Source organism: Streptomyces sp. AC512_CC834, assembly GCF_019049325.1.
In the GTDB taxonomy this organism is placed as follows: Bacteria; Actinomycetota; Actinomycetes; order Streptomycetales; family Streptomycetaceae; genus Streptomyces.
Genome location: NZ_JAGMUO010000097.1, coordinates 617,620 through 641,871, shown reverse-complemented (window position 1 = coordinate 641,871; position 24,252 = coordinate 617,620). Strand labels below are relative to the sequence as shown.

At 71.5% G+C, this 24,252-nt stretch carries 19 protein-coding genes; 12 read left to right on the top strand and 7 right to left on the bottom strand.

Annotation, left to right across the window (positions count from 1 at the left end; translation table 11 throughout):
• The first annotated feature begins 65 nt into the window (after positions 1–65).
• The 3 genes from KUM40_RS30440 to KUM40_RS30430 are packed head-to-tail and all read left to right on the top strand — an operon-like array spanning position 66 to position 4,176.
• Positions 66–983 carry a carbohydrate ABC transporter permease gene (locus KUM40_RS30440; RefSeq protein ID WP_217169412.1) on the top strand — a complete coding sequence of 306 codons (918 nt, stop codon included), beginning with the start codon at positions 66–68 and terminating at the stop codon, positions 981–983.
• Positions 980–1,798 (top strand): carbohydrate ABC transporter permease, encoded by an 819-nt coding sequence (locus tag KUM40_RS30435; protein WP_217169411.1) that lies wholly within the window; start codon positions 980–982, stop codon positions 1,796–1,798. Before KUM40_RS30440 ends, KUM40_RS30435 begins: the two co-directional genes overlap by 4 nt.
• Entirely contained in the window at positions 1,795–4,176 is a 2,382-nt protein-coding gene (locus KUM40_RS30430; protein WP_217169410.1) for a glycoside hydrolase family 3 N-terminal domain-containing protein, read from the top strand. Before KUM40_RS30435 ends, KUM40_RS30430 begins: the two co-directional genes overlap by 4 nt.
• A gap of 69 nt (positions 4,177–4,245) precedes the next feature.
• On the opposite strand, the gene KUM40_RS30425 is transcribed toward KUM40_RS30430, so the two are convergent.
• Positions 4,246–4,677 (bottom strand): hypothetical protein, encoded by a 432-nt coding sequence (locus KUM40_RS30425; protein WP_217169409.1) that lies wholly within the window; start codon positions 4,675–4,677, stop codon positions 4,246–4,248.
• 140 nt (positions 4,678–4,817) lie between these two features.
• On the opposite strand from KUM40_RS30425, the gene KUM40_RS30420 reads away from it, so the two are divergent.
• On the top strand, positions 4,818–5,438 hold the full coding sequence (locus KUM40_RS30420; RefSeq protein ID WP_217169408.1) for a DUF6629 family protein: 621 nt from the start codon (positions 4,818–4,820) through the stop codon (positions 5,436–5,438).
• Positions 5,439–5,442: 4 nt separating this feature from the next.
• On the opposite strand, the gene KUM40_RS41735 is transcribed toward KUM40_RS30420, so the two are convergent.
• The gene (locus KUM40_RS41735; protein ID WP_308401272.1) at positions 5,443–7,236 is read right to left on the bottom strand and encodes a PucR family transcriptional regulator ligand-binding domain-containing protein; all 1,794 of its coding nucleotides are present in this window, start codon (positions 7,234–7,236) and stop codon (positions 5,443–5,445) included.
• A gap of 147 nt (positions 7,237–7,383) precedes the next feature.
• Positions 7,384–7,569, bottom strand: coding sequence for a hypothetical protein (locus KUM40_RS30405; RefSeq protein WP_217169407.1), 186 nt, complete (start codon positions 7,567–7,569; stop codon positions 7,384–7,386).
• Between KUM40_RS30405 and KUM40_RS30400 the strand changes: the two genes are divergently transcribed.
• The 4 genes from KUM40_RS30400 (at position 7,560) to KUM40_RS30385 (ending at position 15,541) form a co-directional block, all read left to right on the top strand.
• The gene (locus KUM40_RS30400; protein WP_217169406.1) at positions 7,560–8,831 is read left to right on the top strand and encodes an aspartate aminotransferase family protein; all 1,272 of its coding nucleotides are present in this window, start codon (positions 7,560–7,562) and stop codon (positions 8,829–8,831) included. The two genes, KUM40_RS30405 and KUM40_RS30400, sit on opposite strands and share 10 nt — an antisense overlap.
• Positions 8,828–10,267 carry an NAD-dependent succinate-semialdehyde dehydrogenase gene (locus KUM40_RS30395; RefSeq protein ID WP_217169405.1) on the top strand — a complete coding sequence of 480 codons (1,440 nt, stop codon included), beginning with the start codon at positions 8,828–8,830 and terminating at the stop codon, positions 10,265–10,267. The genes KUM40_RS30400 and KUM40_RS30395 overlap by 4 nt, the downstream gene beginning before the upstream one ends.
• Positions 10,268–10,313: 46 nt before the next feature.
• Positions 10,314–11,759, top strand: coding sequence for an argininosuccinate synthase (gene argG, locus KUM40_RS30390; RefSeq protein ID WP_217169404.1), 1,446 nt, complete (start codon positions 10,314–10,316; stop codon positions 11,757–11,759).
• Between the two features lie 386 nt (positions 11,760–12,145).
• Positions 12,146–15,541 (top strand): CARDB domain-containing protein, encoded by a 3,396-nt coding sequence (locus KUM40_RS30385; protein ID WP_217169403.1) that lies wholly within the window; start codon positions 12,146–12,148, stop codon positions 15,539–15,541.
• Positions 15,542–15,576: 35 nt separating this feature from the next.
• Here KUM40_RS30385 and KUM40_RS30380 read toward each other — a convergent pair whose 3' ends face one another.
• Complete coding sequence (locus KUM40_RS30380; protein ID WP_217169402.1) at positions 15,577–17,859, bottom strand: PI-PLC domain-containing protein; 2,283 nt, start codon at positions 17,857–17,859, stop codon at positions 15,577–15,579.
• Between the two features lie 686 nt (positions 17,860–18,545).
• Positions 18,546–20,000, bottom strand: a complete 1,455-nt coding sequence (locus KUM40_RS30375; protein WP_217169401.1) for a glyceraldehyde-3-phosphate dehydrogenase — start codon at positions 19,998–20,000, stop codon at positions 18,546–18,548.
• 221 nt (positions 20,001–20,221) lie between these two features.
• Here KUM40_RS30375 and KUM40_RS30370 point away from each other — a divergent pair, with 221 nt between their 5' ends.
• Positions 20,222–20,623: an SseB family protein gene (locus KUM40_RS30370; RefSeq protein ID WP_217169400.1), complete on the top strand. Its 402-nt coding sequence runs from the start codon at positions 20,222–20,224 to the stop codon at positions 20,621–20,623.
• On the opposite strand, the gene KUM40_RS30365 is transcribed toward KUM40_RS30370, so the two are convergent.
• Positions 20,620–21,072: a MarR family winged helix-turn-helix transcriptional regulator gene (locus KUM40_RS30365; RefSeq protein WP_217169399.1), complete on the bottom strand. Its 453-nt coding sequence runs from the start codon at positions 21,070–21,072 to the stop codon at positions 20,620–20,622. The genes KUM40_RS30370 and KUM40_RS30365 overlap by 4 nt on opposite strands.
• A gap of 225 nt (positions 21,073–21,297) precedes the next feature.
• Between KUM40_RS30365 and crcB (KUM40_RS30360) the strand changes: the two genes are divergently transcribed.
• The 3 genes from crcB (KUM40_RS30360) to KUM40_RS30350 are packed head-to-tail and all read left to right on the top strand — an operon-like array spanning position 21,298 to position 23,074.
• Positions 21,298–21,765: a fluoride efflux transporter CrcB gene (gene crcB / locus KUM40_RS30360; protein WP_217169398.1), complete on the top strand. Its 468-nt coding sequence runs from the start codon at positions 21,298–21,300 to the stop codon at positions 21,763–21,765.
• A 58-nt stretch (positions 21,766–21,823) separates the two neighbouring features.
• Complete coding sequence (crcB, locus tag KUM40_RS30355; protein WP_217169397.1) at positions 21,824–22,198, top strand: fluoride efflux transporter CrcB; 375 nt, start codon at positions 21,824–21,826, stop codon at positions 22,196–22,198.
• Positions 22,199–22,237: 39 nt separating this feature from the next.
• The gene (locus tag KUM40_RS30350) at positions 22,238–23,074 is read left to right on the top strand and encodes an undecaprenyl-diphosphate phosphatase (protein ID WP_217169396.1); all 837 of its coding nucleotides are present in this window, start codon (positions 22,238–22,240) and stop codon (positions 23,072–23,074) included.
• A 37-nt stretch (positions 23,075–23,111) separates the two neighbouring features.
• Here the strand turns inward: KUM40_RS30350 and KUM40_RS30345 are convergent, their stop codons facing one another.
• Positions 23,112–24,176 carry an acyl-CoA desaturase gene (locus tag KUM40_RS30345; RefSeq protein ID WP_217169395.1) on the bottom strand — a complete coding sequence of 355 codons (1,065 nt, stop codon included), beginning with the start codon at positions 24,174–24,176 and terminating at the stop codon, positions 23,112–23,114.
• Positions 24,177–24,252: the final 76 nt, after the last annotated feature.

Here is a 24,252-nt window from a genome sequence, read left to right as displayed (position 1 = left end):
AACGCTCGACACGGACGGCTTCATCAAGGCCATGCAGGCCCTCCCGACCGAGTGACGAACGGCTCATGACGACACAGATCACGAGCGCCCGGCCCGCCTCGTCCGCAACGAAAGTGGGCCGCCCCGGCTTCGCCTGGGCGCTGCCCGCCGCACTGTTCTTCGCCCTCTTCGCGATCGTCCCGCTGATCATGGTGGCGGTGCTGTCCTTCATGAGCTGGGACGGGATCAGCTCGCCCGAGTTCGTCGGCATGGACAACTGGTCGCGCCTGATGGACGACCCGGTGATGCTCAAGAGCATCTGGCTGACCCTGCTGCTGACCGTGCTCGGCGTGGTCCTCCAGACCCCGCTGAGCATCCTGCTCGGCGTCTGGGCCGCCGGCCACCAGCGCAACCGCGCCGTCCTGTCGGTCGTCTACTTCATCCCACTGCTGCTGTCCGCCACGGCCGTGTCCGTGCTGTGGCGGGCGCTGCTCGACCCCAACTTCGGCATCCCGGCCGAGGCCACCTGGCTGTTCGGCGACGGCAACCTGTTCGGTGAACAGGCCACCGCCATCGGGGTGCTGGCGTTCGTCAGCACCTGGCAGTTCACCCCGTTCCACACGCTGATCTACCAGGGCGCCGCCCGCGCGGTCCCCCAGGTGCTGTACCAGGCGGCGGAGATCGACGGGGCGGGCCGCTACCGGCAGTTCTTCCACATCACCCTGCCGCAGCTGCGCACCTCCATGATCACCTCGATGATCCTGATGATCGTCGGCGGCCTGACCACGTTCGAGACGGTCCTCATCCTGACCCAGGGCGGACCCGGCACCGACACCACCATCAGCGCCTACTACATGTACGACAAGGCGTTCAAGAGCTTCGACTACGGCACCGGCTCCGCGATCGCCCTGACCCTGGTCGTCGCGGCCACGATCATCTCGCTCATCGTCGTCCGGGTCTCCGGCTACGACAAGATGCGCAGCTCTGCGGAGGGTGTGTCATGAGGCGCCGACCGAACTACCTGGCCGGCGCCGGCTCGCTCGTCTGGCTCCTCCTGGTCGGCCTGCCGCTGTACGTGATGCTCGCCGCGACGCTGCGCACCCGTCAGGACTACGCCGAGAACGGCCCGGTCTCGATCCCGGACAGCTTCACGCTGGACAACTACACCGGTGCCTTCGACTCGGGCTTCGGCCAGTACTTCTTCAACACGCTGGTCGTCACCGCCTGCGTGATCGGCATCGTGCTGCTGCTGGTCCCACCGCTCGCCTACGCGATCGTCCGCAGCCGCGGCAGAACCACGTCGGCGATCTTCCGGCTGTTCCTGCTCGGCCTCGCCATCCCGGCCCAGGCCGTGATCGTGCCGATGTTCTACCTGATCAGCGAAGCCGGGCTGTACGACAACCTCCTCGGCGTCATCCTGCCCACGGCCGCGTTCTGCCTGCCGATGTCCGCGCTGATCCTCAGCGGCGCGATGCGTGACATCTCCCCGGAGCTGTACGAGGCCATGGCGATGGACGGCGCCAGCCCGCGGCGCATGTTCTTCCAGCTCGTCGTGCCGCTGTCCCGCGGCGGAGTCTCCACGATCGTGGTGTTCTCCGCGCTCCAGGCGTGGAACGGCTTCCTGTTCCCGCTCGTCCTGACCCAGTCCGAATCCACCAAGGTGGTCACGCTGGGTCTGTACAACTTCCAGACCGCGCAGGGCATCGACATCCCCGGTCTGCTGGGAGCCGTGGTGCTGTCCATGGTGCCCATCCTGCTCGTCTACCTGTTCGCTCGTCGCGCCCTGGTCCAGGGCCTGATGGGCGTCGGAGGAAAGTGACCCACGACGTGGCCGTTGAGACCACCCCCGAAATCCCCCTCTGGAACGACCCCGCCCTATCCCTCTTCGACCGGGTGTCCGCGCTGATCGAGGCGATGACCCCCGAGGAGAAGATCGCCCAGCTGTACGGCGTGTGGGTGGGCGCGTCCAACGAGGGCGGAGACGTCGCCCCCCATCAGCACGACATGGAGGAGGCCGTCGACCTCGACACACTCCTGCCCACCGGCCTCGGCCAACTCACCCGCCCCTTCGGCACCGCCCCCGTCGACCCGGCGCTCGGCGCGCTCTCCCTCATGCGCACCCAGGCCCGCATCGCCGCCACGAACCGGTTCGGCATCCCCGCTCTCGCGCACGAGGAGTGTCTGGCCGGCTTCGCCGCCTGGGGCGCGACCGCCTATCCCGTCCCGCTGTCCTGGGGCGCGACCTTCGACCCGGACCTGATCCGGCGCATGGCCGGCGCCATCGGCCGCGACATGCGGTCCGTCGGTGTCCACCAGGGTCTCGCGCCCGTCCTAGACGTGGTGCGCGACGCCCGCTGGGGCCGGGTCGAGGAGACCATCGGCGAGGACCCCTACCTCGTCGGCACCATCGGCACCGCCTACGTGCGGGGCCTCGAGTCCGCCGGGATCGTCGCCACCCTCAAGCACTTCGTCGGCTACTCGGCCTCCCGCGCCGGACGCAACCTCGCCCCCTCCTCCGTGGGCCCGCGCGAACGCGCCGACGTCCTGCTGCCCCCCTTCGAGATGGCGATCCGCGAGGGCGGCGCGCGATCGGTGATGCACTCCTACACCGACATCGACGGCATGCCCGCCGCGGCCGACGAGGACCTGCTCACCGGGCTGCTGCGCGACACCTGGGGCTTCGAAGGCACCGTCGTCGCCGACTACTTCGCCATCGCCTTCCTCAAGACCCTGCACGGCATCGCCGCCGACTGGGCGGGCGCCGCCGGGGCCGCGCTGCGAGCGGGCGTCGACATCGAACTGCCCACCGTCAAGACGTTCGGGGCGCCCCTGGCCGAGGCCGTCGCCGACGGCCGCGTTCCGGAGGCGCTCATCGACCGCGCCCTGCGCCGGGTGCTCACCCAGAAGGCGATGTTCGGACTGCTCGACCCGGACTGGAACCCGGTGCCCTCCGCGCTGGAGGGCGCCGACCCGGACGACCCGGACGCCCTGCGCGGCCGGATCGACCTGGACGGCCCCGCCAACCGCGAACTGGCCCGCACGGTCGCCGAGGAAGCGGTCGTGCTGCTCAGCAACGACGGCACCCTGCCGCTCGACAGGCCGCGCCGCATCGCCCTGGTCGGCCCCAACGCCGACGAGCCCACCGCCGTGCTGGGCTGCTACTCCTTCCCCCAGCACATCGGCGTCCACCACCCCGCGAAGCCGGTCGGCATCGAACTCCCCACCCTGCGCGACACCCTGGCCGCCGAGTTCCCCGACGCCCAGTTCACTCTCGTGCGCGGCACGGGGGTCGACGACGGCGACGTCTACGGCATCCCCGAGGCCGTCCGGGCGGCCCGCGACGCCGATGTCGTCGTCGCCGTCCTGGGCGACCGCGCCGGGCTGTTCGGACGCGGCACCAGCGGAGAGGGCTGCGACGTCGAGTCGCTGGCGCTGCCCGGCGCGCAGCAGCGGCTCCTCGACGCACTCCTCGACACCCGCAAGCCGGTCGTGACGGTGCTGCTCGCCGGACGTCCCTACGCCCTGGGGCGGGCCGTGACCGAGGCCGCCGCGATCGTGCAGTCGTTCTTCCCCGGCGAGGAGGGCACGGCGGCCGTCGCCGGCGTGCTCAGCGGGCGCACCGGTCCCACCGGCAGGCTGCCCGTCAGTGTGCCGCGCGGAGCGGGCGCCCAGCCGACCACCTACCTCGGGGCGCGGCTCGCCCACGCCAGCGAGGTGTCCAACATCGACCCGACGCCCGCCTTCGGCTTCGGGCACGGCCTCACGTACACCACGTTCGCCTGGAGCGACCTCGTGGCGCACACCAAGGAGGCACCCACCGACGGCGAGTTCTCCCTGGAACTCACCGTCCGCAACACCGGCGAACGGCACGGCACCGAGGTCGTGCAGCTCTATCTGCACGATCCGGTCGCCTCCGTCGTCCAGCCGGTGCAGCGCCTCGTCGGCTACACGCGGGTGCCGCTGGCCCCCGGCGAGGCCCGCCGGGTGCGCGTCGAGGTACCCGCCGACCTGGCCTCCTTCACCGGACGCGACGGCCGGCGCGTCGTCGAGCCGGGCGACCTGGAACTGCGGTTCGCCGCGTCCAGCACCGAGCCGCTGCTGACGGCGACGGTGGCCCTGACCGGCGTGGAACGCCGGGTCGACCACACGCGGCGGCTGCACGCCGTATTCGCGCAGGAGGCCGCCGCGGGCGCCTGAGCCGTCGGCGGTGGAACGAGCGGTGGTCCCGGGCGAGGGCGTCCGGGACCACCGCTCGTCGCACCCCCGTCAGTCCTCGAAGTCCTTCGCCAGCTCTTCCCACGGGAGTGCACGCAGGGGCGCGGGGGCGTTGTCGTTCGACGGGGGATCCGGGGTGTGCTGGAACCAGACCACGACCAGCGCGGAGAAGTACCAGCCGGAGTCGTGGGCCGGGTCGATCTCGCCCGAGTCGAACGCGCCGACGCAGGCGACGGCGGGCAGCTGCTCGATCGGCTCGTCCAGGCGCGTGGTCCTGCCGGTGTCCGTGAGTTCGGGCGGTATGAGGTGGACGGGCCAACCCGGGTAGGCCTCCCGCGCGACGCGTAGCCGGCCGGCGATGATGCCCTCGTTGACGCGCTTGGTCGGGACGCCTTCGAGCAGTCCGCCGTAGGTCGAGGAGAGCCGCAGCTCGGCCAGGGCGATGGAGCGGCGCGACGACAGAGTGATCCGGCTCAGCGACATGGCGGAACGATACGTCCTTGTGGCGCGGGCCTGTCCGGCGGCGGCGGCGTCGTCGCTCGGTCCGTTGCCGTGTCGACAGGGCCGCGGCCCGGCGGATCGGTGAGGATGGGGGGACCGTCGGCCGACCCGAGGACGCAGAGATGTGCTGGAGCGCGGAGGCCGATCTCGTCGCGGGTGTCGGGGTCGCGGCCGTCGGGGTGGCCTGTGTCGGGCGAACACGCCGGCCGCGTGACCTGCCCCTCGCCGCACTGCCCGTGCTGCTCGGAGCCCACCAGATGGTCGAGGCCGCGGTCTGGGCCTCGCGGGGAGGCACCGGCCCGGCCACCCTGGCCTGGGCCGTCATCGCCCTCCCGCTGCTCGCGCTCTGGGTTCCGCTGGGCGTGCTGTGCGCCGCCCCACCGCGTGCGCGGCGCAGAGCGACCGTGCCGCTCGCCGTCGGAGTCGCGACCGCGGCGGCCCTCGCGTACGTCCTCGCCACGCGTCCCGTGCGCGCGGAGATCCGCGGTCACACCGTCGCCTACGTGGTGGACGTGCCCCATGCCGAACTGCTGGTCGGGGGCTACCTGGTGGCGACGGTCGGCGCGCTGCTCCTGGCCGGCGACCGGGGGCTGCGGGCGCTCGGTGTCCTGGCCGCGGTGGGCGCGCTGATCTGCTGGGCCCTGTGGCGGCTGGAGTTCGTCTCGACCTGGTGCGCGTTCGCGGCGGTGTGCTCGGTCGTTCTGCTCGGCTGGGTGAACGGGCGCCGACGCGCGACGTCGTGAACGGTCAGCGGCCCCGCAGCGCGTCAAGTGCCTGGAGCGCCACGTGGACCTCGGTGCGCTGCTCGCCGGACTCGAGGTCGCGGCCGAGCAACCGCTCGATGGTGCGCAGCCGTTGGTAGAGGGTCTCCCGGGACAGACCGGCCCAGCGGGCGGCGACGGTCTTGTTGCCGGCGGCGTCCAGATAGCCGCGCAGGGTCGCCACGAGGTCGGTGCCGTGGCGTGCGTCGTGGTCGAGGAGCGGGCCCAACCGCTGTTCCGCGTAGTCCTGGACGCGGAGGTCGTCGCGGAGCGCGAACAGCAGGCCGCGCAGGCCGACGTCCGACCGTTCGTGGAAGGAGCGGTCGACCGGGAGGGGCTGCCCGGGTTCGGTGGCCTCGGCCACGCGGGCCGCCTCGCGGAACGAGCGCGCCACGTCGGCGAGATCGGCGGCCGGGGAGCCGACGCTCACGGTCGCGCCCGGGGCCGCGTCCAGTGCGCTGCGGCTCAGCCGCTCGACCGCCTCGCGCCAGGGCCGGGACGGACGCAGCGCCAGCAGCACGCCGAGGCGGGTGGGGGAGAGGAGCCCGACGAGTGCCATGGCCTGCGTGGTGCCCAGCCCCTCGGAGAGGCGGATCTCGGCCGCCCCGGCGTCCTCCTGCGACGGGACGTCCGCGAGTACGGCGACGAAGTGGGCGTGCTCCGCGGGCAGCCCCAGGGCCGCGACGCGGGCGCGCGCGTCCGCGGGGGAGCGGTGGCGCTGCTCGGCCAGGTCGCGCAGGACGTTCCGGTGGGCCGTGCGCTCCCAGGGCGTGGGGTGGGTGAGGCGGGCGATGGTGAGGGCCATCGCCGTTCTCTCCAGCACGGTGACGTCCTCGGGCCCAAACCCCGGAGCAGCGGCCGACCCGGACGTGCCCGGAGGACCCGGAGGGTCCGGAACGCTGGGCGGGCTGGGGGTGTCAGGCGTGCCGGGCGGGTCGGTCTGGGCGGACGTGCCGGACGTGCCGGACGTGTCAGACGGGTCGGGCGGCCCGGGCGTGCCCGGTGAGCCGGGTGTGTCAGGTGCGCGGGGTGGGTTGGGGAGCATGGCCACTCGGCCCCAGCTTTCGCCCTGGTACTCCACCGGGGTCACGAGCCAGCCCTCGGGGCCCGCGACCCCGGTGCGGTCGGTGGCCGGGGTGGTTCGTGAGCGGCGTTCCCAGTCGGTGAGCGCGGCCTGTGCCGTGCTGCCGGAGGGCTCGCAGACCAGCGCGCGGTGGACCAGGTTCTCCAGGACGACCGTGCGTCCGCTCATCTCCGCCGCGGCACGCAGCACGTCCTCGGGACCCGCTCCGCGCAGGGTGAGGGCGGTGAACGCCTCGTGGACGCGCTGGGTCCTGCGCATCGCGTCCGCCTGGCTGCCGAGGATCAGCGTGTGGACGACCTGCGTGACCTCCAGGAAGTTGACGTCCTTGGCGAGCGTGACGAGGGGCAGCCCGCGCGCCCGGCAGGCCTGGACGAGGGCGTCGGGCGGCCGGTGGTAGCGGCGTACCAGCTCGATGACCAGCGCCGCGGCACCGACCGCGGCGAGTTCGTCGACGTAGCGGCGCACCCCGGCCGGGTCCTCGGGCAGCGGCATGCCCGTGGTGAGGACGAGTTCGCCGCCCTTGAGGAAGGAGGCGGGGTCCGTCAGTTCGGTGATGTGGACCCAGCGGACCGGACGGTCGACGTGGTCCGCGCCGGTGACCACCCGCGGATCGCCCCCCGCCAGGACGGGCAGCGCCAGCACGTCGGCCACGGTGGGCGATCGGCCCGCCGGGCCCGGCTGCCGGTTCTCGGTCACGGTGCCTCCCTGCGCGCCCTGGTCACTCTGACAAGCCACGTTGACCTGTGCAAGAGCGCTCGGAGGACGGCAGGGGCGCGAACGGGTGGTGCGAGGGGAGCCGAACGGCTGACACATCGTCCGGATACCGCGCCCCGGCCGGACAGATCACGCGTTCCCGGGCCCGCCGCGGCGGGAAGGCTCGGGGCACCGCAGGAGATCCACGAGACCGACGAGACCGACGAGACCGACGAGACCGACGAGACCGACGAGACCGACGAGACCGACGAGACCGACGAGACCGACGAGACCGACGAGACCGACGAGCAGGCCGGGAGACGAGCATGACCGCACTGTCGCCGCACCTTCGCCAGGCCACCCCCGTGGTGGCGGTCCGGGGCGAGGGCGTCCACCTCCACGGCGAGGACGGCCGCCGCTATCTGGACTTCACCGCCGGCATCGGCGTCACCAGCACCGGGCACTGCCACCCCCGCGTCGTGGCCGCCGCCCAGGAGCAGGTGGGCACGCTGATCCACGGCCAGTACACGACCGTCATGCACGAGCCGCTGCGGCGCCTCGTCGACCGGCTCGGCGAGGTGCTGCCGCCCGGTCTGGACAGCCTGTTCTTCACCAACTCCGGCAGTGAGGCGGTCGAGTCGGCGCTGCGACTGGCCCGCCAGGCCACCGGCAGGCCCAACGTCCTGGTCTGCCACGGCGGCTTCCACGGCAGGACCGTGGCCGCCGCCTCCATGACCACCTCCGGCACCCGCTTCCGCTCCGGCTTCTCGCCGCTGATGAGCGGCGTGGTCGTCACGCCGTTCCCGACGGCCTTCCGCTACGGCTGGGACGAGGAGACCGCCACCCGCTTCGCCCTGAAGGAACTCGACTACACCCTCCAGACGATCTCCTCGCCCGCCGACACCGCCGCCGTCGTCGTCGAGCCCGTGCTCGGCGAAGGCGGGTACGTCCCCGCGAACCGCGCCTTCATGGAGGGCCTGCGGGAGCGCGCGGACCGGCACGGCTTCCTGCTGATCCTGGACGAGGTGCAGACCGGCGTGGGCCGCACCGGCCGGTTCTGGGGCCACGACCACTTCGGCGTCGCCCCCGACATCCTCGTCACCGCCAAGGGCCTGGCCAGCGGCTTCCCACTGTCCGGCATCGCGGCCCCCGAGGAACTGATGCGCAAGGCCTGGGCCGGCTCGCAGGGCGGTACGTACGGTGCCAACGCGGTCGCGTGCGCGGCGGCCTGCGCCACGCTGGACGTCGTACGCGACGAGAAGCTCGTCGAGAACGCCGAGACGATGGGCGCCCGGCTGCGCCACGGCCTTGAGGCGGTGGCGGCCCGGACCCCGGCCATCGGAGACGTACGGGGCATGGGGCTGATGCTGGCGAGCGAGTTCGTCACGGAGGACGGCGAGCCGGACCCCGACACCGCCGCCCGGGTCCAGCGGGCCGCCGTCGACGAGGGCCTGCTGCTCCTGCTCTGCGGGGCCTGGAACCAGGTGGTCCGGATGATCCCGGCACTGGTCGTCGACGAGACGGCCGTCGACGAAGGAGTCCGTGCGTGGGCCGCCGCCGTCGAGGCCGGCACCGGCACGCGGGGAGGCAAGTCATGACCGACACACCCACGCAGTTGTTCATCGGCGGCACATGGACGGACGCCGCGGACGGCGCCGTCATGCCCGTGGACGACCCGGCGACCGGCGAGATCCTCTGCCACGTCGCCGACGCGGGCCTCAAGGACGCCCGGCTCGCCGAGGAGGCGGCCGTCCAGGCACAGGGGGAGTGGGCCCGCACGGCGCCCAGGGCGCGCAGCGAGATCCTGCGCCGCGCGTACGAGATCATCCTCGACCGCGCGGACGGACTCGCCCGTCTGATGACGTCCGAGATGGGCAAGCCGCTGGCCGAGGCCCGGGGCGAGGTCGCGTACGCCGCCGAGTTCTTCCGCTGGTTCTCCGAGGAGGCCGTCCGTATCGACGGAGGCCACGGCATCCTTCCCGACGGGCGCAACCGCATGCTGCTCTCCCGGCGCCCGGTCGGACCCTGTCTGCTGATCACCCCCTGGAACTTCCCGCTCGCCATGGGCACCCGCAAGATCGGCCCCGCTCTCGCGGCCGGCTGCACGACGGTGCTCAAGCCCGCCCCGCAGACCCCGCTCTCCAGCCTGGCCCTCGCCGCGATCCTCGAGGAGGCGGGGCTGCCCGACGGCGTGCTGAACGTCGTCACCACCTCCAGGGCGGGTGAGGTGTGCGAACCGCTCCTGCGGGGCGGGCACATCCGCAAGCTGTCCTTCACCGGTTCGACGGCCGTCGGCCGGCTGCTCCTCGCACAGTGCGCCGACACCGTCGTACGGACCTCGATGGAGCTGGGCGGCAACGCGCCGTTCGTCGTCTTCGACGACGCCGACCTGGGTGTGGCCGTGGACGGCGCGATGGTCGCCAAGATGCGCAACATGGGCGAGGCGTGCACCGCCGCCAACCGCTTCTTCGTGCACCGCTCGGTGGCGGAGGAGTTCGCGGACCGGCTCGCCCGGCGGATGGGGGCGCTCGTGGTGGGCCCCGGCACCGGTGAGGGCGTCGACGTCGGCCCGCTCATCGACACCGCCGGACGCGCCAAGGTCGAGGACCTGGTCGCCGACGCGGTGGAACGCGGCGCCCGGGTGCTGGTCGGCGGCAGTACGCCCGAGGGCCCCGGCAGCTTCTACCCGCCCACGGTGCTCACCGACGTCTCCCCGGACAGCCGTCTGATGGAAACGGAGATCTTCGGCCCGGTCGCGGCGATTCTCACCTTCGACGACGAGGACGAGGTCGTACGCCGGGCCAACGACACCCCCTGGGGACTCGTCGGGTACCTGTTCACGGAGGGACTCGACCGGGCCCTGCGGGTCAGCGAACGCCTCGAGGTCGGCATGGTCGGCCTCAACACCGGTCTGGTCTCCAACCCCGCCGCCCCCTTCGGCGGAGTCAAGCAGTCGGGCCTCGGCCGGGAGGGCGGCAGGGTGGGGATCGAGGAGTTCCTGGAGTACCAGTACGTGGCGCTGCCGGCCCGGTGACCACCCAGGCTTTGCATGGCCATGCGTTGTCATGCATACTCTTCCTATGTCCAAGGTCCTCACCTCCCTTCCCACCGGCGAGCGCGTCGGTATCGCCTTCTCGGGCGGCCTCGACACCTCGGTCGCGGTCGCGTGGATGCGTGACAAGGGCGCCGTCCCGTGCACGTACACCGCCGACATCGGTCAGTACGACGAGCCCGACATCGCGTCGGTGCCCGACCGTGCGCAGAAGTACGGCGCCGAGATCGCGCGCCTGGTCGACTGCCGCGAGGCGCTGGTCGAGGAGGGGCTGGCCGCGCTCACCTGCGGGGCGTTCCACATCCGCTCGGGCGGGCGTGCCTACTTCAACACCACGCCGCTCGGCCGCGCCGTCACGGGCACCCTCCTGGTCCGGGCGATGCTCGAGGACGACGTCCAGATCTGGGGCGACGGCTCCACGTTCAAGGGCAACGACATCGAGCGGTTCTACCGGTACGGCCTGCTGGCCAACCCGCAGCTGCGCATCTACAAGCCGTGGCTGGACGCCGACTTCGTGACCGAGCTGGGCGGCCGCAAGGAGATGTCGGAGTGGCTCCTCGCCCACGACCTCCCCTACCGGGACTCCACGGAGAAGGCGTACTCCACCGACGCCAACATCTGGGGCGCCACCCACGAGGCCAAGACGCTGGAGCACCTCGACACCGGTGTGGAGACCGTGGAGCCCATCATGGGCGTGCGGTTCTGGGACCCCTCGGTCGAGATCGCCGCCGAGGACGTGACGATCGGCTTCGACCAGGGCCGCCCGGTGACGGTCAACGGCAAGGAGTTCGCCTCCGCGGTCGACCTGGTGATGGAGGCCAACGCCATCGGCGGCCGGCACGGCATGGGCATGTCCGACCAGATCGAGAACCGGATCATCGAGGCCAAGAGCCGGGGCATCTACGAGGCGCCCGGCATGGCCCTGCTGCACGCCGCCTACGAGCGCCTGGTCAACGCGATCCACAACGAGGACACGATCGCCCAGTACCACGCCGAGGGGCGGCGCCTGGGCCGGCTGATGTACGAGGGCCGCTGGCTCGACCCGCAGTCGCTGATGATCCGCGAGTCGCTCCAGCGCTGGGTCGGCTCGGCGGTCACCGGCGAGGTCACCCTGCGGCTGCGGCGCGGTGAGGACTACTCGATCCTCGACACCACCGGACCGGCGTTCAGCTACCACCCGGACAAGCTGTCCATGGAGCGCACCGAGGACTCCGCCTTCGGTCCGGTGGACCGGATCGGCCAGCTCACCATGCGCAACCTCGACATCGCCGACTCGCGCGCCAAGCTGGAGCAGTACGCCGGGCTCGGTCTGATCGGCACGGCCGACACCTCCATCGGCGCCGCCCAGGCCGCCGCGACCGGTCTGATCGGTGCCATGCCCGAGGGCGGTGCCCAGGCCATCGCCTCCCGCGGCGAGGTCTCCGCCGACGACGAGCTGCTGGACCGCGCCGCGATGGAGTCCGGCACGGACTGAACGGACCGACCGGTCCCACGGGGACCCCACCACCGGCGAGGGCCGGCTCGACGCCTACGGGCGTCGGGCCGGCCCTTGTCGTTGCTGCGCCTCGTGCATGACTTGCGTGCCTTGCGAGCTTCGAACATTCCGTTCCGCGTGATGCGGCCGCTGGTTGCCAGTTCAAGCGCTGCGCAAGCTCAATGCAAGCAACGCAAGTCGTTTACGTGTCAACTCCCGCCTCATCCGCGACCGTTGACAAACCGGTGACGCGCTAGAAACCTGATGACGCACTTTCCGCAAAGAATCGACTGTCCTGCTCAATTGGCGCGCAGAGTCGGTGCTTCTCCCCTACTTGCCGGACCGTCGCGCCCGCTCCCCGACTCCCCACGGAACAGAGGACCCCCATGAGACGGAGATCTCCCGGACGACGGACGCTCACCGGCGCCGTCGTCGCCGGGCTGATGACGGTCGGGCTGCTGCCGCTGCCCTTCGCCGCGACCGCGCAGGCCGCGACCGCGCCGGTGACGGCCGCCGCCGACGTCAACCTGGCCCTCGGCCGCCCGGCCAGGGCGGGCGGCTCGCACGGCGCGTACCCGGCGGGCAACGCCACCGACGGACAGCAGGCCACCTACTGGGAGGGACCGGCCGGCGCCTTCCCGCAGTGGCTCCAGGTCGACCTCGGCACCGCCCGTGACGTCGACCGGGTGGTGCTCAAGCTGCCCGCCGGCTGGGAGAGCCGGAGCCAGACGCTCTCCCTGCGGGGCAGCACCGACGGCTCCACCTTCCGCACCCTCGACGCCTGGGGTGCACGGCCGTTCGGCCCGGCACAGGCGGGCACCGTCGCCATCGACCTCGCCTCCTCCTCCGAGGCCCGCTACGTCCGCGTCGACATCACCGGCAACACCGGCTGGAACGCCGCGCAACTGGCCGAACTGGAGGTGTACGGCGACGAAGTCGACACCGGCCCGCCGCCCACCGGCACCAACCTCGCCCGCAACAAGCCGGTCGAGGCCACCTCGACGACGCAGAACTACGTCGCGGCCAACGCCACCGACGACTCCACCTCCACGTACTGGGAGGCCGCCGGCCAACCGGCCGACCTCACCGTCGAGCTCGGCGCCGACGCGGACGTCAGCGGCGTGGTGGTCAAGCTCAACCCGGACCCGGTGTGGTCCGCCCGCACCCAGGGCATCCAGGTGTTCGGCCGCGCCGAGGGCGACAGCGACTTCACCTCGCTGCGCGACCGCGCCGACTACGACTTCAGCCCCGGCCAGGACAACGCGGTGACCATCCCGGTCAGCGGCCGGATCGCCGACGTACGGCTCCGGTTCTTCTCCAACACCGGCGCGCCCGGCGGCCAGGTCGCCGAGTTCCAGGTCCTGGGCACCGCCGCCCCCGCGCCCGACCTCACGGTCACCGGCCTCGACTGGTCGCCCGCCGCGCCGAACGAGCGCGACGAGGTCACCGTCGACGCCACGGTCCGCAACGCCGGCACCGCGGCCTCGGAGGCGACGACCACCGAGGTCACCGTGGAGGGCACGGCCGCCGGCAGCGCCCCGGTGCCCGCGCTCGACCCCGGCGAGTCCGCCGAGGTCGCCGTCGCCACCGGCACCCACGCGGCGGGCAGCTACGCCGTCGCCGCGGTGGCCGACCCGCGGGACACCGTCGCCGAACTCGACGACACCAACAACAGCCGCGCCGCCACCGACCGGCTGGTCGTCGACCAGGCTCCCGGACCCGACCTGGAGGTGCGCTCCATCACCACCAACCCGGCCAACCCGGCGGTGGGCGCGAAGGTCTCCTTCACCGTCGCCGTGCACAACCGCGGCACGAGCGCCGTCGCGGCGGGTTCGGTGACCCGGATCCAGGCCGGCTCCACCACGCTGGACGGAGAGACGGGCGAGGTCGCGGCCGACGCCACGGTGAACGTGCCGATCAGCGGCACCTGGACGGCGACCGGCGGCGGAGTCACCCTCTCCGCGTCCGCCGACGCCACCGGCGCCGTCGACGAGACCAACGAGAACAACAACGTGCTCGCCAAGTCCCTCGTCGTCGGACGCGGCGCCGCCGTGCCGTACACCGAGTACGAGGCGGAGGACGGCCGTTACAACGGCACCCTGCTCACCACCGACGCCAAGCGCACCTTCGGCCACACCAACTTCGGCACCGAGTCCTCGGGCCGCAAGTCCGTCCGGCTCGACTCCACCGGTGAGTACGTCGAGTTCACCTCCACCACACCCACCAACTCCATCGTGGTGCGCAACTCCGTCCCCGACGCCCCAGGCGGCGGCGGAGCGGAGGCCACCATCAGCCTCTACGCCGACGGCGAGTTCGTGCAGAAGCTGAGCCTGTCGTCCAAGCACAGTTGGCTGTACGGCAACACCGACGACCCCGAAGGCCTCACCAACCGGCCCGGCGGCGACGCGCGGCGCCTCTTCGACGAGTCCCACGCGCTGCTGGACCGGACCTTCCCGCAGGGCACCGAGTTCCGCCTCCAGCGCGACGCGGGCGACTCGGCCGCCTTCCACGTCATCGACCTGATCGACCTGGAGCAGGTCGCGCCGCCGAAGGCCAAGCCCGCCGAGTGCACCTCCATCACCGAGTACGGGGCCGTCCCCGGCGACGGACTCGACGACACCGACGCCCTCCAGCGCGCCGTCACCGACGACCAGAACGGCAGGATCGACTGCGTGTGGATCCCCGCCGGACAGTGGCGCCAGGAGCAGAAGATCCTCACCGACGACCCGCAGGACCGCGGCCAGTACAACCAGGTCGGCATCCGCGACGTCACCATCCGCGGCGCCGGGATGTGGCACTCCCAGTTCTACACCCTGACCCCGCCGCACGAGGCCGGCGGCATCAACCATCCGCACGAAGGCAACTTCGGCTTCGACATCGACGACAACACCAAGATCTCCGACATCGCCATCTTCGGCTCGGGCACCATCCGGGGCGGCGACGGCAACCAGGAGGGCGGCGTCGGCCTCAACGGCCGCTTCGGCAAGAACACCAAGATCAGCAACGTGTGGATCGAGCACGCCAACGTCGGCGTCTGGGTCGGCCGCGACTACTCGAACATCCCCGAGCTGTGGGGCCCCGCCGACGGCCTGGAATTCACCGGCATGCGCATCCGCGACACCTACGCGGACGGCATCAACTTCTCCAACGGCACCCGCAACTCCACCGTCTACAACTCCTCCTTCCGCACCACCGGCGACGACTCGCTCGCGGTCTGGGCCAACAAGTACGTGAAGGACACGTCGGTGGATATCGGCCACGACAACCACTTCCGCAACAACACGATCCAGTTGCCGTGGCGGGCCAACGGCATCGCGGTGTACGGCGGTTACGGCAACACCATCGAGAACAACGTCATCTCCGACACCATGAACTACCCCGGCATCATGCTCGCCACCGACCACGACCCGCTGCCCTTCTCCGGTCAGACGCTCATCGCGGGCAACGCCCTGTACCGCACGGGCGGCGCGTTCTGGAACGAGGACCAGGAGTTCGGTGCCATCACCCTCTTCGCGCAGGGCAAGGACATCCCGGGCGTGACCATCCGGGACACCGAGATCCTCGACTCGACCTACGACGGCATCCAGTTCAAGACGGGAGGCGGTGCGATGCCGGACGTGAAGATCGAAAACGTCCGCATCGACAAGTCGAACAACGGCTCCGGCATCCTCGCGATGGGCGGTGCCCGCGGCAGCGCCACCCTGACCGACGTCACCATCACCAACTCGGCCGAGGAGGACATACGGATCGAGCCGGGCTCCCAGTTCAAGATCAACCAGTAGGAGCCAACCAATAGGAGTCAGACAGTAGGAATCAATCAGGAGGAGTCCGCCCGGCGACGCGGAGCACCACCGCGTCGCCGGGCGTCCCGCGCGCCCCGGATCCGGTCCGGCGACCGGTCGACGGGGTCGTGGGTGTCGTCCTCGACGCGTTCGGCGTTCAGCTCGTTCACCGCGCCGAGCGCGTCGCCGATCGTCGCGTAGTCCACCGCGATGAAGTTGACCGGTCTGCCGCGCTGCCGTTCACAGGTGTGCGCCCGCTCCAGCACCCGCTGCCGCGAGTTGACGACCCCGGCGTCCAGCCGCAGTCCGCCGCCCGCCGTGACGAAGTGGTTGAGCAGGAACAGCCGTTTGTCCGAGCCGCCACGGTTGGGCAGGCAGGACATCTCGTCCGGGCTGCGGAAGGCGAAGGGCGTCTCCATGGCGTACCGGTAGAGGTTCCGGTACCAGGGCGCGGGGCCGTCCGCCTTCTCCGCGAAGACCACCAGCCGCCGGCCGCTGTCGATCATCTCCCCGAGCTCCGGCCACGGGCGGTCCGGGTCCGTGTCCGGCTCGTACAGCAGATCGGCCAGTCCGGCCCGGAGGAAGGCGTCCTGGGTCGTCACCGCGTCCACGCCGTCCTGGAGGATCAGCGTGACGATTTCCGTGGGGTTGTCGCGCAGCCACTCACCGATCTGCCGCAGGGTCGGCTCCAGTTCCAGGGCCCCTGCGCCGCACACCGAGTGGCACAGCCACAGGCCCGGGTGGGGCGGGTTGACCCGCTCCAGGATTCCGGTCAGGCGGCGGCGCTCGGCGGGGGAGAAGTCCGAGGTGCTCAGCCGCTCCGCGACCTCCTCGGGCCGCTCCCAGCGGTGCGTGTCCAGGAGGAGCACACGCACCCCCGCGTTGAGCTGGCCGACGATGTCCGGGTCCTGGAGGGGGCCGATGAACCGGTCCGCCGTCGTGGCCATCGCGTTGTGCGACGCGAGCTGGGCGATCTCGTCGTAGCGGGCGTCGCACAACTCCGCGCTGCCCTGGCAGATGCGCGGTGAGGAGCCGGTGATCGCCACCGGCGCCAGCATCGTGCCCACGAGGGCGCAGGCGGTGACGGCGAAGGTCAGTGCCGGAACGTGCCGCGGATCGGTGAGGACGGGCACACTGGGCCGGGTCTGCCAGACCCAGCCGACGGTGATCAGCAGGGCGCCCGCGGCGAGCAGGATCACCGCGACGACGACGGCGGTGTTCAGCAGCCGGTCGAGCGCGGCGGCCTGGACGTCGGCGAGCAGCCCCGACGCCGCAGGCGGCCACGCCGAGGGCGTGCCGAACAGCGTGTCGCCCAGCGTGAGGCGCAACAGGAGCACGGTGAGCGCCATCAGCGCGGCGGCGGCCGCCGGTACCCAGCCGAGCGGCATCAGCCGGCGCTTGGCGGGCGACGGCGTCAGGAACCACAGCAGGGTGAGCGCGGCGGCGCACAGCACGGCCGCCGCGGGCTCCACCACCTCCTGGAAGAGCCTGGTGACGTTGCGGGCGCGGTCCAGCGGAGCCAGCGCCTCGGTCCCGGGCTCGACGTCGACGGTCACGACCCACGTGCCCTGCCTCGCCTCCCGCAACAGCTCCTCGGCGGCGTCCCGGACCTGGTCGGTCAGGGCGACCGGAGCGAGCGCGGCCAGGGCCGAGGCCACGTCGCCCCGGTCCAGCGCCGTCCGCACCGTGGATCTGACACCGTCGTGCGTCGCGCCGTCCGGGACCAGCCGCATCAGCGCGTCCGTGGCCGCGACCGCCTGGCTGTGGGACAGGGGCAGCGTCGGCAGCTCCTCCAGCGGCGCCTCACCGGCCACCACCTGGGCCACCAGTTCGGACAGCCGTTGCACGAACGCCTGGAAGTCGGGTTCGGACCGCTTCTGCAGCGCGGCGACGGCATCACCGAAGTACGCCTGGCTGAGCCGTTCGACGTTCGCGACGACGGGCTCCAGATCGACCGTGATCCGCAGCCGGTCACGGTCGCCCTCCAAGTAGTGGACCATCTCCGTGATCTGGGCCTCGCCCATGGTCCGCAGGGTCTCCGGCGGGATCACGACCTTGAGGTTCGAGGTGATGGTCGACTGCGGGACGGGCAGCCGCTCCAGCAGGTCGCTGGTGAACGGCGTACTGCCCGGGTCCACCAGCACCTCGTCGTAGAACCGCTGGTAGGCCCGCTCGTCCTCCAGCACCTGGCCGTAGAACCCGGGATCGAGCACCGTACTGCGGACGACGGCCGCCGCGGCCAGGACCGTCAGGCTCAGCACCGCCACGCACCAGACCAGCACCTCGACCCAGGGCGAGCGCCGAACCAGTGCGTCCATGGAACCATTCTCGTATCAGCCGGCCGTCGTCCCGCACGGCGCCCAGACGGGGAGTGCCATCACACGCATGCCCCGGCCGGGCCGACCGATACTCCTCAGCCCGCGCCGACCACTCCGTCCGGCGCGGTGCTGTCCTGAGGGTGGACGCAGTGCCACCGGTGCCCCTCGGGACCCTCCGCCGGCGCCGGCAAGGCGATGCCGGCCATCGACGCCACCCGGAGCCTGGTCCGGCCGGCGGTCCCGGTCCATGGCGCTGAGGACGCCGAAGACCATCACCGGCATCACCGGCATCACCGGCATCATCGCGACGCGGCGCAGCGCGGGCCGGAGAAATGCAACCATCGCGAGGTTCCTGGCGATGGGGGCGGGGGCCGCCGCGACCCGGCAGTCCGCCGCGCAGTGCGCCGAGATCGGCCAGGGCAACTTCGAAGCACTGGCCGCGCCGGGCGACCCGTCCGTTGTCGGTGAGCATCAGCGTGAAGGAGAGCTTGTCCACGCCCGCCTCGGCGAGCAGCTTCTTGGCCCTGGCGGGGTCGTGCGCGTAGTCGGTGGCGGGCCTTGTGGTGGTCCGGGTGCCTGGCCGCCTGTTCGTGGAGGGCCTCAGCTCCTGACCGGGTGTGCGCGAGGGGCGGTGGGAGACCGGCTCCCACCGCCCCTCGGGCGTACCGCTGCGGCGGCGTCGCGGATCAGACCGCCGGCGCCGGGTACGTCGGGTACTCCACCCCGGAGACGTGCTGGACGACGCGGACGACCTGGCAGGAGTAGCCGAACTCGTTGTCGTACCAGAGGTAGAGGATCGCGTTGTCGCCCTCGACCTTCAGCGCGCCGGCGTCCACGATCGAGGCGTGCCGCGAGCCGATGAAGTCGCTGGAGACGGCGTCGGGGGCGCCGATGAAGTCGATCTGGCGCTTGAGCGGCGAGGTCAGCGACACCTCGCGCAGGTGGTCGAGGACCTCCTCGCGGCTCGCGTCACGGGCAAGCTGGAGGTTGAGGATCGCGATCGACACGTCCGGCACGGGCACCCGGATCGAGCTGCCGGTGATCCGTGCCTCGAGGTCCGGCAGCGCCTTGGCGACGGCGGAGGCGGCGCCCGTCTCCGTGATCACCATGTTCAGCGGCGCGCTGCGGCCACGACGGTCCGAGCTGTGGTAGTTGTCCAGCAGATTCTGGTCGTTGGTGAAGGAGTGGACCGTCTCCACGTGACCGCGCAGCACGCCGTACTCGTCGGCCATCGCCTTCAGCGGCGGGACGATCGCGTTGGTGGTGCAGGACGCGCAGGACAGGATCTGCTCGTCCGGCTTGACGGTGTCGTGGTTGACGCCATGGACGATGTTGGGGACGTCGCCCTTGCCCGGCGCGGTCAGCACGACCTTGTCGACGCCGGGACGCAGGTGCTTCGACAGGCCCTCGCGGTCGCGCCACTTGCCGGTGTTGTCGATGAGGATGGCGTTCTTGATGCCGTACGCCGTGTAGTCGACCTGCGTCGGGTCGTCGGCGTGGATCACCTTGATCGCGTTGCCGTTGGCGAGGATCGTGCGGTTGTCCTCGTCGACGGTGATCGTGCCCTGGAACTGGCCGTGCACGGAGTCGCGGCGCAGCAGCGAGGCACGCTTCACGATGTCCTCGGCGGCCCGCTCGCCCCCGCCCCGGACGACGATGGCGCGCAGCCGCAGGCCGTTGCCCGAGCCCGCCTTCTCGATGAGCAGGCGGGCCACGAGCCGGCCGATGCGCCCGAAGCCGTACAGGACGACGTCGCGGGGCTCGCGGAGGTCGATCTTGTTGGCTCCGGTGGCCCCGGCGACGGCCTCGGCGGTGAACTCCGCCACCGTCAGCCCACGGTCGTCGCCCCTGTAGGTCGCGGCGAGCATGCCGATGTCGATCTGGGAGGGACCGAGGTCGAGCGTGGTGAGGGCCCGCAGGAAGGGCATCGTCTCGGTGACCGACAGCTCCGCGCCGGCGATCTGGCGGGCGAAGCGGTGGGTCTTGAGGATGCTGACCACCGACTTGTTCACCAGGGAACGGCTGTGCAGCAGGATCGTGACGTCCTGCTCCCGGTGCAGCTTCCCGATCATCGGGATCATCGATTCCGCGGTTTCCTCGCGGTTCTTCCAGTTGGTGAACGAGTCGTCGTTGACAGTCACGTATCTATCTTTCGAGCTAGGCGGCGCTCATATGCTAACCCGACCGCATTACTGATCGATCAAGTGGGCTCCCGGTCGATCAGATGAGTACGGGGCGGGCGCGGTGGTCATCGGCGTCGTCGAACAGGATTGCGCCGTGGACCACCGGGTACGCGAGGCTGGACCGTGCTCGTGCCGATCATGCGCGCGGGCCGAACCACGCCGCTACCAGGGAATCTGCCATGGAGACACCCGCGAACGACCACCCCGTCACGCCCGCCCGGCGGGCGCTGGACACGCTGGCCGAGAACACCGAGGACACGGCGGCGCTCGACACGCTCGCGAGCAGCGACGTCCTCGTGCCGGTGCCCGACGACTCGAACGACCAGGAGGCCGCCGACCCCGGGATGCTGGCGCTGCCGGTGCTGGAACAGCAGGGCGGCCGGCAGGTGGTGCCCGTGTTCACCTCGGAGCTGGAGATGGCCGACCTGCTGCCGTACGTCTCCCGCTACCGCATGGTGCCCCTGGGTGCTCTCGCCTCGCAGTGGCCCGCCGACGACCTGTCGCTGTCCATCGACGCCGGCTCGGAGCACCGCCTCACCCTCACGTCGGACGGGGTGCGCACACTGCTGGCCCGTCCCTAGCGGCCCGTCCCTAGGGGCGAGTGCCCTTCGCCGCTCTCGTCGTCGCCGAGCACGCGGGCCAGTGCGGCCCGCTGCAGCGGCAGTACCTCGGTGTGCAGCTCACGGCCCCTGTGGGTCAGCGCGACCCGGACGCCGCGCCGGTCCTCCGCGCACATCGAGCGCTCCACCAGCCCGTCCTTCTCCAGCCGGGCGATGAGCCGGGACAGCGCGCTCTGACTCAGGTGGACCCGGCCCACCAGACTGTGCACCCGGCACCGGGCGCCGCCCTCCCCGAGTCCTTCGGGCGCCTCGGTCGCGAGGATCGAAAGGATGTCGAGGACCTCGAAGTCGCTCGCTCCCAGGCCGTACGGGTGCAGCGCCCGGTCGATCTCGCACACCGTGCGCGCGTGCACCGACAGGATGTCCCGCCACCGGTCCTCGAGCCGCGTGCCGGACGTCGTGGCTGCCATACCCGCACGGTAGCACCGGAGCATCATTCATTGAATGTGCAAGTATCTGAAAAAGGCTGGTAGGCGCGGACGAAGGGCCCGCGCTACGCTGGGTGGCTGCCGCGGCTCACGCGCGCGGCGCGGCGGTGGGGCCCGCCGTACCCGAACCGCGGCACACCCGCCGCCAACGGTCCCTACTTGCGAACAGTGGCATCCCCCTGCCCGGCGAGTAGGAGACCTACGACCATGACAGCCCCGAAGACCGACGGTCTCAGCGGTGTCCGGCCGATCGCTCCGGAGCTGTCGACGTGGCGCTCCCAGGCACCGGTCGTCGCCGTCGTGGCCCTCGGCGGCGGTACCGGCGCCGCCGCCCGCTACGCGGCCTCCTTGTGGTGGCCGACGCACACCGCCGGTTTCCCGTGGACGACCTTCGGGGTCAATGCCGTCGGCTGCGCCGTGATCGGCGTGTTCATGGTGGCCGTCACCGAGGTGTGGGCCGCCCACCGCCTGGTCCGGCCCTTCTTCGGCACTGGCGTGCTCGGCGGCTTCACCACCTTCTCCACCTACGCGGTCGACAGCCGGCACCTGTTCGCCGACGGCCGGGTCCGCACCGGCCTGGCCTACCTGGCCGCGACCCCCCTCGCGGCGCTCACCGCGGTGTGGCTCGCCACCTGGGCGGCCCGCCGCGTCCTGAAGCGGAGGCGGGCGGCATGACGGGGCCCGACGACCGCGAGGCCGGGTACGAGCGCGAGAGCGGGAGCAGGAGGACGTGGTGAACTGGCTGCTGGTCGTCGCGGGCGGCATGATCGGGGCCCCGCTGCGCTACCTCACCGACCGCGCGGTGCGGTCCCGGCACGACTCGGTCCTCCCCTGGGGCACCTTCACGGTGAACGTCGTCGGCTGTCTGGTGCTGGGCCTGCTGATGGGCGCCGCGCCGGCGGGAGCCGCCGGGTCCGATCTGCGGCTGCTGCTGGGGACCGGGCTGTGCGGGGCCCTCACGACGTACTCGACCTTCTCCCACGAAACGCTCCGGCTGGCCGAGACCGGTGCCCGTCTCCGGGCCGGCGTGAACGTGGTGGCGAGTGTGGCGGCCGGCCTCGCGGCGGCGTTCGCGGGGGTGACAGTGGCCGACGCGCTCTGGCCATGACGCGGGGCGCTCACCCGCGTGTAGTAGGAACTGGGTTCCATGAGCGTCATCAGCATCGGTCAGGCCGTCGTCCTCGGAGCCGTCGAGGGGGTGACCGAGTTTCTCCCCGTCTCCTCGACCGGACATCTCAAGATCGTCGAGGGGCTGATGGGCATCCCCGTGGACGACGACTCCGTCATCGGCTTCTCGGCGGTCATCCAGGTCGGCGCGATCGCCGCCGTCCTCGTCTACTTCTCCAAGGACATCGTGCGGATCGTCTCCGCGTGGCTGCGCGGGCTGACCGACCGGGAGGAGCGCTACCACCACGACTACAAGTTCGCCTGGTGGGTCATCCTCGCCACGATCCCGATCGTGCTCGTGGGCCTGGCCGCCAAGCCGCTGATCAAGGGACCGCTGGCCTCGCTGTGGGTGGTCGCCGGTTCGCTGATCGTCGGCAGCGGGGTGATGTGGGTGGCGGACCGGACCGGCCGGCACAAGCGCGGCGAGGACGACACCTCGTTCAAGGACGCGATGCTGGTCGGCGGTTCCCAGATCCTGGCCCTGCTCTTCCCGGGCTTCTCCCGCTCCGGCGCCACCATGTCCACCGCCCTGCTGCTCGACCTCGACCGGGTCGCCGCCACCCGGCTGTCCTTCTTCCTCGGCATCCCGGCCCTGACCGGCGCCGGCCTGTACGAGCTGAAGGACGCCCTGGGTACGGGGGCGGGTGCCGCGCCCCTGGCGGTCGGCACCCTCGTCTCCTTCGTGGTGGCCTACGCCTCCATCGCCTGGCTGCTGAAGTTCGTCGCCAAGCACTCCTTCAACGCGTTCGTGATCTACCGGATCGTGGTGGGCGTCCTGCTGTTCGGGCTGCTCGGCGGCGGCGTGCTGCACGGCTGACCGCCGCCGCACGCCGACTCGCTCCCGAGTACCCCGCTCAGTGGGCTTCGCGCAGCGGCTCCCCGACGCTCCTCAAGTGCCGCAGTGCCTCGCGGTGGGAGGCCAGCAGCCCCGTCTGGTGGTACGGGACGCCCAGCTCGGCGCAGTACGCCTCGGTGATGGCCTGGGCCCGGCCGAGGGCGGGAGTGGGCATGCTGGGGAAGAGGTGGTGCTCGATCTGGTAGTTGAGGCCGCCCATGAAGGCGTCGACGAACGCGCCGCCCCGCACGTTGCGGGAGGTGAGGACCTGGCGGCGCAGGAAGTCCAGCCGCGTGCCCTCCTCGATCATCGGCATGCCCTTGTGGTTGGGCGCGAAGACCGAGCCCAGGTAGATCCCGAACAGGCTCTGGTGCAGGGCGATGAAGGCGAGCGCCTTGCCCGGCGACAGCACCGCGAACAGGCCGCCGAAGTACACGACGAAGTGGACGACGAGCAGGGTGCCCTCCAGGACCGGCCGCTTCACGGCCCGGCTGCCCAGCGCCTTGAAGCTGTTGAAGCTCAGATTGAGGCCCTCCAGCGTCAGCAGCGGGAAGAACAGGGCGGCCTGGTGCTTGCCGATGAAACGCGGAAGCCCTGTCGCCCTGCTCGCCTGACCCCGCGACCACACCAGGATGTCGGGGGCGACGTCCGGGTCCTTCTCCTCGTGGTTGGGGTTGGCGTGGTGGCGGGTGTGCTTGTTCATCCACCAGCCGTAGCTCATGCCGAGCAGCAGGTTGGCCGCCAGCAGACCGCCCGTCTCGCTGGCGCGCCGGCGTGAGAAGACCTGCCGGTGGGCGAGGTCGTGTGCCGCCAGTCCGAGCTGGCCGAAGACGACGGCGAGCGCCACCGCGACGAACAACTGACTCCAGTTGTCCCCCAGGGCGACGAAGGCGGCGACGCCGCCCGCGAGAGCGAGGGCGACGGCGCCGAAACGCACCGTGTAGTAGAACGGGCGGCGCCGGAGCAGCTCCGCGTCGGCTATACGCCGTGAGAGTTCGGCAAAGTCGCTTCCCTTTTCGCGTACCTTGTCGGGTTCGAGTTCGCGCGCGGGCAAGCTCTCGATGGTCACCGTTGGATTGGCCATGCGGCACAGTATGTGGGGTGTTTCCCGCTGGGGGGATGGCGGCTACCCCCGAAGCGGGGGTGTGGCCAGCACCACC

Excerpts from the sequence above, each read along its gene's own strand:
- KUM40_RS30440 (WP_217169412.1), top strand. The coding sequence starts at position 66 with ATGACGACACAGATCACGAGCGCCCGGCCCGCCTCGTCCGCAACGAAA.
- KUM40_RS30435 (WP_217169411.1), top strand. The coding sequence starts at position 980 with ATGAGGCGCCGACCGAACTACCTGGCCGGCGCCGGCTCGCTCGTCTGG.
- KUM40_RS30425 (WP_217169409.1), bottom strand. The coding sequence starts at position 4,677 with ATGTCGCTGAGCCGGATCACTCTGTCGTCGCGCCGCTCCATCGCCCTG.
- KUM40_RS30420 (WP_217169408.1), top strand. The coding sequence starts at position 4,818 with ATGTGCTGGAGCGCGGAGGCCGATCTCGTCGCGGGTGTCGGGGTCGCG.
- KUM40_RS30400 (WP_217169406.1), top strand. The coding sequence starts at position 7,560 with ATGACCGCACTGTCGCCGCACCTTCGCCAGGCCACCCCCGTGGTGGCG.
- KUM40_RS30395 (WP_217169405.1), top strand. The coding sequence starts at position 8,828 with ATGACCGACACACCCACGCAGTTGTTCATCGGCGGCACATGGACGGAC.
- argG (WP_217169404.1), top strand. The coding sequence starts at position 10,314 with ATGTCCAAGGTCCTCACCTCCCTTCCCACCGGCGAGCGCGTCGGTATC.
- KUM40_RS30385 (WP_217169403.1), top strand. The coding sequence starts at position 12,146 with ATGAGACGGAGATCTCCCGGACGACGGACGCTCACCGGCGCCGTCGTC.
- KUM40_RS30380 (WP_217169402.1), bottom strand. The coding sequence starts at position 17,859 with ATGGACGCACTGGTTCGGCGCTCGCCCTGGGTCGAGGTGCTGGTCTGG.
- KUM40_RS30370 (WP_217169400.1), top strand. The coding sequence starts at position 20,222 with ATGGAGACACCCGCGAACGACCACCCCGTCACGCCCGCCCGGCGGGCG.
- KUM40_RS30365 (WP_217169399.1), bottom strand. The coding sequence starts at position 21,072 with ATGGCAGCCACGACGTCCGGCACGCGGCTCGAGGACCGGTGGCGGGAC.
- crcB (WP_217169398.1), top strand. The coding sequence starts at position 21,298 with ATGACAGCCCCGAAGACCGACGGTCTCAGCGGTGTCCGGCCGATCGCT.
- KUM40_RS30350 (WP_217169396.1), top strand. The coding sequence starts at position 22,238 with ATGAGCGTCATCAGCATCGGTCAGGCCGTCGTCCTCGGAGCCGTCGAG.
- KUM40_RS30345 (WP_217169395.1), bottom strand. The coding sequence starts at position 24,176 with ATGGCCAATCCAACGGTGACCATCGAGAGCTTGCCCGCGCGCGAACTC.